This window comes from Paraglaciecola hydrolytica, from assembly GCF_001565895.1.
In the GTDB taxonomy this organism is placed as follows: domain Bacteria; phylum Pseudomonadota; class Gammaproteobacteria; order Enterobacterales; family Alteromonadaceae; genus Paraglaciecola; species Paraglaciecola hydrolytica.
In genome coordinates this window covers 220,706-233,044 of the sequence record NZ_LSNE01000006.1, presented here as the reverse complement: position 1 = coordinate 233,044, position 12,339 = coordinate 220,706, and the positions used below count along the sequence as shown (strand labels likewise).

The window sequence follows — 12,339 nt, the reverse complement described above, 5'->3', positions numbered from 1 at the left end:
TGTCTATTTTTGTACAAATTTAAATGCTTCCAAGCAGCTTGATTAAAATTAACTTGCCATTGTGTGTATTTGCGTCTAAATTAAATCAATAACATATCACTTTGATATCACATGGAGTTTTAAAATGCTGACTGAAAAAAACGGTTTTTCAATAAATGGTTATTTAGCTTTTTTTGTAATACTACCCTTACTGCAATTAAGTTTTAGCTTTATGCTGTTCACACAAACCCTAACTATTGTGGCAATTATTGGTTCTTTGATTGTACTGGTGTGTTGGGGTGGCTTTTTTATGGTGCAACCCAACCAAGCCAAAGTAATGACCCTGTTTGGTAGTTATGTGGGCACCGAAAAACGTAATGGTTTACGTTGGACTATCCCATTCTATATGCGTAAAACCGTTTCGTTACGGATCCGCAATTTTGAATCGGCCAAAATTAAAGTAAACGACAACTTGGGCAACCCCATCGAGATAGCAACGATAGTAGTGTGGTCGGTTACTGACTCTGCCGAGGCGATGTTTGAAGTAGATGATTATGTTAGTTATGTCACCATTCAAAGTGAATCGGCTCTGCGTAATATGGCCAGCAGTTATGCGTATGATCCACAAGATGATGAAAGTCAGGATATAGCCCTACGTAGTCATCCGCAGCACATCTCCGAAATACTCAAAAAAGAAATTCAGGAGCGTTTAGGTAAGGCGGGATTAACTGTACATGAAGCCAGAATAAGTCATTTGGCTTATGCACAAGAAATCGCCAGCGCCATGTTACAACGTCAGCAAGCCACTGCGATTATTGCTGCACGCAGTAAAATTGTTGAAGGTGCTGTGGGCATGGTAGAAATGGCACTGGATCGTCTGAAAGAAAAAAATGTGGTTGACCTAGATGAAGAGCGTAAAGCCATGATGGTGAGTAATTTACTGGTCGTATTATGCGGTGATAGAAACGTGCAACCCATAGTAAATAGTGGTTCACTTTATTAAGCGACCACTCGCTGATGTAAGCATTTAATACAACCAAAACAGGAACACTATTTTGACTAAAAAAGCCTTCCCTTTGCGCATTAGTACAGACGTACTGGCAGCGATACAGCGCTGGGCGGACGATGATTTGCGCAGTTTAAATGCGCAAATCGAATATGTTTTACGTGATGCCTTGGTCAAACAAGGCAGAGTCAAACTGGTACAAAAAGTCTTAACCGAAGTAGTGGATAAAGATCCTAAGGATTAATATCCACTACTGATTTATAAAATTAACTAAACCACTTTTTTCGCCACGCGAGAATAGGCAATAGTAGTAAACTTAAGTAGCTTATACTCCCTCCTTCATGCACCACCACTACCGGCTTAGTATATTCATAATCTTTACTTTCTAAGGTTATTAAGTACAAATCGGGATCACTATAACCATCCAATATCGCAACCACTTCGTCAGTATAAGTATCATAAAGTTCGATTAAAATTTCGTAATCCCCCGTGGGAAATCCGTTTAGTAACTCACTATCCACTATTAAACTATCATCCGTGTTTTCCCCAAAAATACTAAATACTGAGGTCGTATGATATTCCTTAAAAACTTCACCACGAGTCAAATACAAACGTGCATATACCTCTGCATGTTCATACACAGTATCCGCATCAAATTCTAAGCTGAATCGATAAGCATAACCGTCGTAATCAATATCGTTACGTAAGGTCACCCACGCATCGTAGATCCAAAACTCATTGTCTAGATTAGTTAACATAGGGCGCTGCTGCAGATGAATTGCACTTTGTGAATGTAAAGTCTGTGACTTAGACTGCCCACTACTTGCCGACGTGCTCATGCTAGTGGCTAACACAGATTTGTTGACTGAGTTTTTTGTTATGGATTGGCTGCTAATGCCATTTTGGGTTTCAACTGAGCTGGCTGACCACTCACTGTTTTTGCTACTAATAGATTGGGCACTAACAAAGGGATTAAAAAATACACAGGCTAAACTTAAGATGGCTACTTTATTCATCACACTCTCCTTTTCAACTTGTAGGAGATTGTGATGTTAAAAGCATGAACCTTAACTGAAGATAAGCTTAATCGAAACGACAAAAACTTAGTTTAACCGTACTCGTCAATATCCAAAAAGGTTAGCGAAACCCACGTTTTTCTTTCACCAATTCGTATGCTGCTTGGATATCTTGCGTTTTATTTTTAGCCAGCTCCAGCGCTTGTTTGGGTAAACCTTTTGAGACTAATTTATCAGGATGATTTTCACTCATTAATTTGCGATAAGCCTTTTTAATACTTTTGTCATCATCACTGGCCGTTACACCTAAAATTTTATAAGCATCATTTAACGACTGTTGAGCAGAGTAGGAGGTATTGCGCTGCTGACGAGAATGCCCTTGCTGACGGCTATGTCCTTGACCTGCACGAAAGCGTAATTCGGCTTCAAACACTGATAACAAATACAATAATTCATTATCTTTAAAGCCCATATAATGAGCGACGTTTTCGAGAATTTTTTGTTCGGCTTTATCCAATTTGCCATCTACATAAGCCGCTTGAATGAGTATTTCGAGGTAAACCTGCAAGATGTCTCGGCGACCATGACAAGAGTCTTTAAACTCTAAAATAACCTGTTTAAGCGGGAAATCATCGGCCTTGCCTTCACGAAATGCTTCTTGCGCTTCACGACGGGTATCACCATCAAGGCCCATTTGATCCATCAGTGAACTCGCCATACGGATCTCTGCGTCACTCACTTGACCATCAGCTTTGGCGATATGCCCCATTACCGAAAACAGCGTATGAAAAAAAATCGCTTGTTGTTTGAATTCATCTTGGCTAGTAAAAAAGCGGCTAAAACCGCCCATCTGATTAAAATCCTGACTATAACCTTTGTCAAAAAAATGACCCACAATATAACCCAGGATAGCGCCAGGGATCCGCGCAAACATAAACCCAAACAAAGTACCTAATATTCTACCAATCATAAGCCTGCTATATTTCCTGTGTGACTAAGTTTGAGTTGCAAAAGTAATTTAGCATGACTATCTGGGTCTCAAAACTGATTTTGCAAGTCAGTGAGCTTACTTGTTGGATCAACATCGAAGGTTCACGCTAGTCCAATCTTGCTGATTGTCTGACTTAATACTACCCACTACACAGACGTCCAATCAGAGATATTGTGCTTTTTTTGCAAGTCTGCTGGTAAATTCTGTCGAAACCCTTAAAATCGCCAACTGACAATAATGCGATAAGCAACCTAGGCTATTCTAAACCTTTTCTATGCAAAAAAAGCGTTCTTCTTTTTGGTGTTTTTTCGCCCTACTAAGTGCCAGTAGTGCCGCTCAGGAGCTTTGTTTTGCTCCAATCCCACCAATCAACACAACAAATGATTTGCTGCCTGGGCAAATCAGAGTAAAAGCCCAACATACTGAGATCCAGCAAGACACTCGTGCGCAGTTTAGTGGCAAAGTAGAAATCGAAAGCGCAGGGGCGATGATTAAAGCCAATGAAGCTAAAGTTGATCGTAACTCTCAAGCCTTAAACGCGAGTGGACAAGTGACTTATCAAGATCTACAGATAAAAGTCAGTAGCGAAAGTGTTTACCTTAATACATCAACCAACGCTTTGCAGATGACCGAAACCGAATACCAGTTGGCATCCATGAATGGACGCGGTAAGGCACAAAAAATTGAACTGAGTCAAGAAGCTGGCATTGCACTTAACGAGGTCAGTTTTTCAACTTGTCCAGAAGGACAAGAGGATTGGCGTATTCAAGCCAGTAACATTAATTTAAGTCCTGACCAATTGCGGGGCGAAGTTAGTCATGCACGCTTTTATCTTAAAGGCGTACCCGTATTGTATTTACCGTATTTTTCGTTTCCGGTCACCGATGCGCGCCAATCGGGCTTGCTTTACCCGGTAATATCCAGTTCCACCTCTACTGGTTTATCCTATGCTCAACCTTATTACTGGAATATCGCAGAAAATATGGACGCGACGTTTGCCCCGCGCATGATGACTGACCGCGGTGTGCAATTACAATCCGAATTTCGTTATTTGACCGAAGCCCATGCAGGGCAATTAGATTTTGAATATTTAGGTAATGACAGAGCAACAGGCAGTAGCGAAGATCGCTACTTTTATCGCTTTGTACACCAGGGACAAATCTTCGAAAATTGGCAAATCAATGCCGAATATAATGGTTTAAGCGACAGTAACTACATAGTTGATCTAGGATCAGAATATTATAACCGCGCCGATACTCACCTTTATCAAACACTGGGCTTGAGCTACTACGACGATCAACTGGATTTTAATTTACAATTTCGTGATTTTGAAATACTTGGTGAACACGCTAATAGCTACCGTGCTTTACCTGAAATGAAACTCAATTATGAAAAACCATTGGCTTATGGTTTTGAGTTCGATTTAGCTTCAGAGTTGGCTTATTTTGATAATAATAGTGACTTAAGCCCCAAAGCAACTCGTCTGCATCTCGCCCCCACCCTACGTTATCCTTATCAAACGACTTGGGGTGAATTTTTAGCAGAAACCACTTTATTACAAACTTATTATCGCCAAGATAATATTGAAAACACTAACCTCAGTGAAAAAGTATCGCGCACTTTAGGCCAAACACGAATTTACGGGGCCTTAGCGTTTGAGCGTGATGCAAGTTGGTTACAAAAAAATACCGTGCAAACCCTAGAGCCCAAATTTCAATATTTATATACCAGTTTCAAAGATCAAACTGATATTGGTTTGTACGATACTACGCGTCTGTTCAGCGACTTTGAAGGTTTGTTCAGAGGCCAAAAATTTACCGGCATTGACCGCATTAGTGATAAAAATCAGCTCACCCTAGGTTTAACCACACGTATTCTTGATGAACATAATCGGGAACAATTTGCCTTGAGCTTTGGTCAGATTTTCTATTTACAGGATAATCGTTTGGCAGCAGCACTTGAACAAAATGACCGTTCGGCCTTAGCCGCTGAATTAGATTGGCAAATAGGCAGTAAATGGTACGCCCATACTGAAACACAAATATCTAGTGTTACTGATAAAGTAGAACGCAGCAGTATTTCATTAGAATATACCTCGTCTAAAGATCGCGTGATGCAAATAAACCACCGTTATGTACGTGAATTATCGGGCGAAGAAATCAATCAAGTTGGGATTACAGCCAGTTGGCCCATCAGTAATAATTGGCATTGGGTGGGTCGTTGGTATCATGATGTCACTAAACGTCGAACTGTTGAGTCATATACTGGTCTACAGTATGAATCTTGCTGTTGGGCCTTGCGTATAGTGGCACAGCGGCACTTGAGTAACAGATATGACATAGACGGATTACAAAGCACCAACGAGTTTGAATCCGGTGTTGCTTTGCAGTTTATTTTGAAAGGCATGGGTGGCAACAGCACCGGACGCGATATGTTAAGCGACGGATTATTCGGCTATCGCCGCCCATACTTACTCAACTAAGAGTAGTTGTTTTTAGCCTGTTTATCTTTACGGTGCATGTACACAGAAAAGATCAGCAGGCTTTGGCAAAATTGTTTTAAACTAAGCCCGCCCTAGGCGTGTTATTAACTTAAAAGTAATAGAGACCATGAAATTAATAGTAGTCAGTTTTTTAGCAGGAATCCTTCTATCAACCAGTGTTAAGAGCGCACCACAAATGCTTGACAGTGTTTCGGTCATTGTTGATCAGGGTGTGGTTCTGGAAAGTCAGATTGAAGAGCTCGTCGCCGCGGTTAAACGTAATGCCGTACAAAACAATCAAACCCTGCCTTCTGATCGGGCACTTAGAACCCAAGCCATAGAGCGCCTAATCATCGACAGTTTACAAACTCAATTAGCTGAGCGCATGGGTATTCAGATTAGCGATCCTCAATTGGATCAAACTATAGCTAACATTGCTCAAGGTGATAATTTAACACTGGCTCAATTACGTGAAAAAGTAACGTCGGAAGGCATGAGCTACGAAGTTTATCGCGAAGAAATTCGCAAAGAATTAATTGTCGGTGAAGTACGTCGTGCCAATGTACGTCGCCGCGTTTATATTACCCCGCAAGAAATTGCTAACTTAGTTAAGTTGATTGATGAACAAGGTGGTAAAGAAGCCGAATATCACCTTGGCCACATATTGATTGCTTTTCCGAATGATCCTACTGATGCAGATATTGAAACCGCCAAAGGTACAGCGCAAAAAGTTATTGAGTTGCTTAACAACGGTTCTGAATTTGCCAAAATAGCTACCGCGTCTTCTTCTGGTGCCAATGCTTTAGAAGGTGGTGACATGGGCTGGATGAACATTAACTCGATGCCAACCTTATTTGCTGAGGCCGTGCAAAACCGAGCAAAAGACGAACTAATTGGGCCTATCCGCAGCGGCGCAGGTTTTCATGTACTAAAAGTAATAGATACTCGTGGCATTGAAAAAGTTGAAGTCACTGAAGTTAACTCGCGCCATATATTAATTAAACCCTCAGTCATTTTAAGTGATGAAAAAGCCCAACAAATGCTCAAAGATTTTCGTCAAAAACTATTGGCAGGTGAAGCTGAGTTTGCCGACTTAGCCAAAGCACATTCAGCCGATCCAGGCTCTGCTTTGAAGGGTGGTGAATTAGGCTGGGCCGATCCAAGTGCTTATGTTCCTGAATTCCGCGACACCCTGAACACTTTGGAAGTTAATGAAATAAGTGAGCCCGTGCGCACCGTACATGGTTGGCATTTAATGCAGTTATTAGAAAGACGTGTTGATGATGCCACTGAAAAAGTCAAAGAGGACAAAGCGACTCAACTGTTATACCAACGTAAGTTTAATGAAGAAACCGATGCATGGTTAAGAGAAATTCGTGCTGGTGCCTATATCGACGTGTTAGTTAAAAAAGACAGTTAAGTGTCCACCGTTAAACTTGCCATTACGCCCGGCGAACCTGCCGGGATTGGCCCAGACCTTATCATTACCTTAGCTCAGCAGCAGTGGGACGTATTATTAGTTGTTTTTGCTGATGCTCAGATGTTGCAGCAACGTGCGGCGATGCTCGGTTTACCCTTAACACTACTGCCCTACGATCCAAACCATACTGCTCCTCAACCTGCAGGTCATTTGTATTGTGTGGATATTCTTACCGCAGAAACCGTGGTGGCAGGCCAACTTAATGTCAACAACAGCCACTATGTATTAGCCACCTTAACTCAAGCTGGGCAAAGAACCCTCGCAGGTGAATTTGCGGCCATAGTAACTGGGCCTGTGCATAAGGGTATTATTAATCAGGCAGGCGTTCCTTTTAGCGGTCATACTGAGTTTTTTGCCGAGCAAAGTAATACTCCACAAGTGGTGATGATGTTAGCCACTGAAGGACTAAGAGTAGTATTAGCTACTACCCATATTCCACTAAATAAAGTGGCAGATGCCATCAGTATTGATAGTTTGTGTCAGGTGATCCGCATCGTTAATACCGACTTAAAAGAGAAATTTGGCATTAAACAACCGCATATTTTTGTTTGCGGTTTAAATCCCCATGCTGGCGAAGATGGTCATTTGGGCAGCGAAGAAATCACCACGATTAACCCAGCATTAGCCTTGCTCAGAACAGAAGGTATAAAATTAAGTGGCGCCCTACCCGCCGACACCATTTTTAACCCCAAATATCTGGCTCAGGCCGATGCAGTATTAGCCATGTATCACGATCAAGGTTTACCGGTGCTTAAATATAAAGGATTTGGCGCTTCGGTTAATATAACATTGGGTTTACCTTACATCCGTACCTCAGTAGACCATGGCACTGCCTTGGATTTTGCTGGCAGCAATCAGGCCGACTCGGGTAGCTTCGCTTACGCCATTAACAGTGCAATTTCATTGGTAAATAAAAAATGAGTAAACAGCATTTAGGCCACACTGCGCGTAAACGCTTTGGTCAGAACTTTCTACATGACATGTTTGTTATTGACCAAATAGTCAGTGCCATTCATCCACAAAATGGCGAACATCTGGTCGAAATCGGCCCTGGTCTAGGTGCATTAACCGAACCCGTTTGTGAGCAGATAGAGGCATTAACAGTAGTTGAGCTCGATAGAGACTTAGCAGCGCGTTTACGTACTCATCCCTTTATGGCCAGTAAACTAACGATTATCGAAACCGATGCTTTAAAATTTGATTTTTCAAGCTTGTTAAAAGCAGATATCCCATTGCGAATTTTTGGTAACCTGCCCTATAACATTTCTACGCCTTTGATGTTTCACCTGTTTTCTTTTGCTACACAAGTCAAAGACATGCATTTTATGTTGCAAAAAGAAGTGGTTAATCGTCTGGCGGCAGTGCCGGGTAACAAAAACTACGGGCGTTTATCAGTAATGGCTCAATACCACTGTCAGGTTATTCCCGTATTGCATGTACCACCTGAGGCCTTTAATCCACCACCTAAGGTTGATTCGGCGGTAGTACGTTTAATTCCCCATGCAGTCAGACCGGTATCCGTATTAAGCGAAGACAGTTTACATAAGGTCTGTGCTCAAGCCTTTAACCAGCGCCGTAAAACCATACGCAACAGCCTAAGAGACAGTTTAAACGAGCAACAAATAATCGCTCTGGGTATCAACCCTGATTTACGGGCAGAAAACCTCAGCTTGCAGCAATTTGCCCAATTGGCCGATGCAGCAACCCAAGCGGAACAAAATGCATGAGTGATAACGAACATTATGTAACGGTTGAAGTAAAAAGCCGCTATTTACCTGACCAGTCACCAGATGAAGGTAAATTTGCTTTTGCCTACCATATCACCATCAGTAATAAAGGCTCACAACAAGTACAACTTCTGAATCGTTATTGGTTGATCACTGACGGCAATGGTAAAAAAACCGAAGTGCATGGTCCTGGTGTTATCGGTCAACAGCCATTCCTTGCCACCGGAGCCAGTTTTGAATATACCAGTGGTGTGATCCTAGAAACACCGCTTGGCAGTATGCAGGGCCACTATGAAATGCGCGCCACAGACGGCACACTATTTGATGCCAGTATAAAAGTATTCAGCTTAGTTGTGCCAAAGCTTGTGAATTAGTCTGCATGGCAGATTATATAGTTGGTGATATTCAAGGCTGTTTTACAGGATTAAAAAAGCTGTTGAATAGTGTCGCTTTTGATCCCGCCAACGACAAACTAATCGCCGTTGGTGACCTTATCGGACGCGGCCCTCAATCCTTAGAAACGCTCGAGTATTTATACTCACTTGGCGCCCAATTCGACACAGTTCTAGGTAACCATGATCTGCATTTACTCGCCATTTACAGTGGCATTCGTCAAGCTAAAGCCAGTGATAAACTGGATCATTTATTAGCTGATAAAAATATTGCTACTTATATCCATTGGTTACGAAGCAAACCCTTGGCCTTGGCAATAGACGACAATACCTTGGTTAGCCATGCTGGGCTTTATCCGCAGTGGTCAATATCCCAAGCAATAGATTTAAGTGCGCATTGCAGTGCCCTATTACAAAGTGCCAACTGGCAGTCTCATCTAAAACAAATGTATGGCAATAAACCTGATAAATGGAAAGATAGCCTGAAGGATGAAGACAGATGGCGTTTTTGCATAAATGCTTTTACTCGAATGCGCTATATGCAAGATAGTAATAAACTTGAATTAGACTGTAAAAACCATCCCAGTCAAGCACCTAAAAAACTCACTCCTTGGTTTGAGATCCCCAACAACAATCTAAGCCCTAATAGCAGACTGATTTTTGGCCATTGGGCTACCTTAGCAGGTGAAACCAATAACACGCAGCTCATTGGTCTAGATACTGGGTATATCTGGGGTAAACAACTCACAATGTGGCAAGTGCAAAATGGCAAAAAATATTCGATAAATTTTCAAGATTAATCGTTTGAGGTCGATAGTTAAAAGATTGCGAGATCCCCTAAATCACAGTACTTTATACTTGTAATCTTTTAAATTTTTTTAAGTATCAGTTTGCTGATACAATACGGGGTTTGAAATTCCAGTCATGGGTGGGACGGACACTACCGTGGTTTAAGCTTAAATTAAGGGCCAATAAATGAAAATAACAGTAGCCACGCGCGTTGTAGGCGGTTTTGCTTTAATTACTATTTTACTTTTTTTACTTGGTATCGTTGCCGTCACCAACTTAAAATCTATCGAAAACGCAACCGAGCAAGTTAATACACTCACCATTCCCACGGTTGCAGGTAGCAGCCAGTTAAAAGTCTCATTTTTAAATATGGGCCGTTTAACTACCGAAGCTTTTTACGAAACGGATATAAAAGAGTTAAAAAACAAAAAAAATTCCTTCGAAAAAAGTAAAGCCAATTTTGATAACGAAATACGCTCTTTAACTGCCATTGTCAGTAAAGATCCTGAACTACGTAATTCATTAGTCGAAGTCGAATCTATCTACAGTGACTATATTACTAACGTCACCTCGATTTTTGATAACCAACAAGCTAGCCTAGATCATGCCAACAAGGTAATGGAATTACTGGGTAACATTGAAGATAACGCTGACGATACCTCTACATACATTCTTGATTTCGCTGATTTGGATATTGTGGCCGACAACAAACAACTGGCAAAGGCATCAGAGATCAGCAATACCCTTGAAACTAGTTTATTGTCTCTGCTTACTGTAGGCGCTGAGTACGTTAAAACAACGACTTTAGTGCGAGCAGATACACTAGGCAATGAAGTAGTACTGGTGGTTAATCAAATCAAAGACAAAGTCGCTCAGATCCAAGCTGCTGCAGGAGGTAAAGACACTAGTGGTACGTTAAATGAAATTTACAGCTTGATGGATAGTGTACTTAACGCAGTCTCTTCAAATAGCGGTTTATTGCAAACACAAGTCAAACGTCTTAACGCCAAAAATCAAGCAACTAAGTCTTATGTCGCATCGGAAGAAAATATCAGTCAGGCAGTTAAAAAACTGGATGAACTACTTAAACTCACCGATGAAAAAACGTCCGAATCTAAAGAGCAAGTTGCAGGATCTGTTAGTTCAGGGATCACCAATACGGTGATAATTGGATTGGTTTCAATCATTATTGCTGCAGGCATCGCTTATTTCACTGTGATTGCGATCATTAGACCGCTACAAAAAGTCAACGAGATGCTTAAAATTGTTTCGTCTGGTGATCTAACACGTAAACTGGATGACTCTAAAGACGACGAGTTTGGTGAATTAGCCAAAAACTGTAATAACCTCATTAATAGCTTAAAAGCGCTGATCTCTGGAATTAGCTCACGTGCCGCGCAACTAGCTGCCGCCGCAGAGCAAACTTCTACCGTTACCGCACAAACCACCAAGTCTATTCAAGAACAAAAATCTCAGGTAGCTCAAGTTGCTGCTGCCACCAATGAGATGCACAGTACCTCACAAGTTGTAACCCAAAGTGCTGAACATACTCTTAGTCAAATTCGCCATGCTGATAATGAAGCAGAAAAAGTTAAACTTATCTCTGAAGAAAACAAAAAGACTATTCTGGTATTGGCCAAAGATGTGGAACAAGCCGCAGATGTAATTAATAAACTGCATCAAGACAGCGCTAGCATAGGTGGTATTCTCGACGTTATCCGTGGTGTAGCTGACCAAACTAACTTGTTAGCACTTAATGCCGCCATTGAAGCTGCACGTGCTGGAGAGCAAGGTAGAGGCTTTGCTGTGGTAGCCGATGAAGTACGCACACTTGCCAGTCGCACGCAAAAGTCTACACAGGAAATCAATTCGATGATTGAAGTACTGCAAGCGGGTGCAGAAAAAGCCGTGGCCGTAATGAACCAAGGCAAAGAGCAAACAAACCTGTGTGTGGCACAAACCGAAAAAGCTACTGCCGCATTACAACTCATTACTGATGCTGTGCATAAAGCCTATGATGTAAGTAGTCAGATTTCACAATCGGCTAAAGAGCAAAATGTGGTGTCACAAGAAATCAGTGAAAAGCTCGAAAACATAGTAGGTATCGCCGAACAAACCACCATAGGCGCACACCAAACATCGGAATCAAGCATGGAAGTCGCTCGCTTGGCAGAAGAGTTACAGAACTCTGTGCAGCAGTTTAGAGTATAAATTTCTAGTATTCATTGCAGATAACTTTTATATAATAAAAAACCGCCAAACGGCGGTTTTTTTATGTCTGTTTTACAGTAAAACTATCAAGGTTTAGGCTCTATCCAGTGTTTGATCAACTGGGCAATACGCTGATGGTCTTGTTCTGCATAAGTCAGCAACAAAGCGGCCATGCGTTTTTTGGCTTTTACTTTCACCTGTTGGCGCGCAAACAGCTTGCTTAAGGGTGATTGATAAATTCCAGAGCCCGATTTCATGTCCTGTGT

12 protein-coding genes are annotated in these 12,339 nt (G+C 41.6%); 9 read left to right on the top strand and 3 right to left on the bottom strand.

Annotation, left to right across the window (positions count from 1 at the left end):
• Positions 1 to 127 precede the first annotated feature (127 nt).
• Positions 128 to 982 carry an SPFH domain-containing protein gene (locus AX660_RS13095; protein ID WP_082768913.1) on the top strand — a complete coding sequence of 285 codons (855 nt, stop codon included), beginning with the start codon at positions 128 to 130 and terminating at the stop codon, positions 980 to 982.
• Positions 983 to 1,031: 49 nt separating this feature from the next.
• Positions 1,032 to 1,229 (top strand): Arc family DNA-binding protein, encoded by a 198-nt coding sequence (locus tag AX660_RS13090; protein WP_106404082.1) that lies wholly within the window; start codon positions 1,032 to 1,034, stop codon positions 1,227 to 1,229.
• Positions 1,230 to 1,251: 22 nt separating this feature from the next.
• On the opposite strand, the gene AX660_RS13085 is transcribed toward AX660_RS13090, so the two are convergent.
• On the bottom strand, positions 1,252 to 2,001 hold the full coding sequence (locus AX660_RS13085) for a choice-of-anchor H family protein (RefSeq protein ID WP_068377669.1): 750 nt from the start codon (positions 1,999 to 2,001) through the stop codon (positions 1,252 to 1,254).
• 121 nt (positions 2,002 to 2,122) lie between these two features.
• Positions 2,123 to 2,971 (bottom strand): co-chaperone DjlA, encoded by an 849-nt coding sequence (gene djlA, locus AX660_RS13080; protein ID WP_068377667.1) that lies wholly within the window; start codon positions 2,969 to 2,971, stop codon positions 2,123 to 2,125.
• Positions 2,972 to 3,266: 295 nt separating this feature from the next.
• Between djlA and lptD the strand changes: the two genes are divergently transcribed.
• From lptD to AX660_RS13045, 7 genes are all read left to right on the top strand, one after another.
• Positions 3,267 to 5,474: an LPS assembly protein LptD gene (lptD, locus tag AX660_RS13075; protein ID WP_068377665.1), complete on the top strand. Its 2,208-nt coding sequence runs from the start codon at positions 3,267 to 3,269 to the stop codon at positions 5,472 to 5,474.
• Positions 5,475 to 5,601: 127 nt separating this feature from the next.
• Positions 5,602 to 6,894, top strand: a complete 1,293-nt coding sequence (gene surA / locus AX660_RS13070; RefSeq protein WP_068377664.1) for a peptidylprolyl isomerase SurA — start codon at positions 5,602 to 5,604, stop codon at positions 6,892 to 6,894.
• Positions 6,895 to 7,875: a 4-hydroxythreonine-4-phosphate dehydrogenase PdxA gene (gene pdxA, locus AX660_RS13065; protein WP_068377662.1), complete on the top strand. Its 981-nt coding sequence runs from the start codon at positions 6,895 to 6,897 to the stop codon at positions 7,873 to 7,875.
• Entirely contained in the window at positions 7,872 to 8,681 is an 810-nt protein-coding gene (gene rsmA / locus AX660_RS13060) for a 16S rRNA (adenine(1518)-N(6)/adenine(1519)-N(6))-dimethyltransferase RsmA (protein WP_068377660.1), read from the top strand. The genes pdxA and rsmA overlap by 4 nt, the downstream gene beginning before the upstream one ends.
• Positions 8,678 to 9,055, top strand: a complete 378-nt coding sequence (apaG, locus tag AX660_RS13055; RefSeq protein WP_068377657.1) for a Co2+/Mg2+ efflux protein ApaG — start codon at positions 8,678 to 8,680, stop codon at positions 9,053 to 9,055. The genes rsmA and apaG overlap by 4 nt, the downstream gene beginning before the upstream one ends.
• 5 nt (positions 9,056 to 9,060) lie before the next feature.
• Positions 9,061 to 9,873, top strand: a complete 813-nt coding sequence (locus AX660_RS13050) for a symmetrical bis(5'-nucleosyl)-tetraphosphatase (RefSeq protein WP_068377655.1) — start codon at positions 9,061 to 9,063, stop codon at positions 9,871 to 9,873.
• Between the two features lie 175 nt (positions 9,874 to 10,048).
• On the top strand, positions 10,049 to 12,073 hold the full coding sequence (locus tag AX660_RS13045; protein WP_068377653.1) for a methyl-accepting chemotaxis protein: 2,025 nt from the start codon (positions 10,049 to 10,051) through the stop codon (positions 12,071 to 12,073).
• Positions 12,074 to 12,159: 86 nt separating this feature from the next.
• On the opposite strand, the gene AX660_RS23410 is transcribed toward AX660_RS13045, so the two are convergent.
• The gene (locus AX660_RS23410) at positions 12,160 to 12,330 is read right to left on the bottom strand and encodes a hypothetical protein (protein WP_164483519.1); all 171 of its coding nucleotides are present in this window, start codon (positions 12,328 to 12,330) and stop codon (positions 12,160 to 12,162) included.
• Positions 12,331 to 12,339 lie beyond the last annotated feature (9 nt).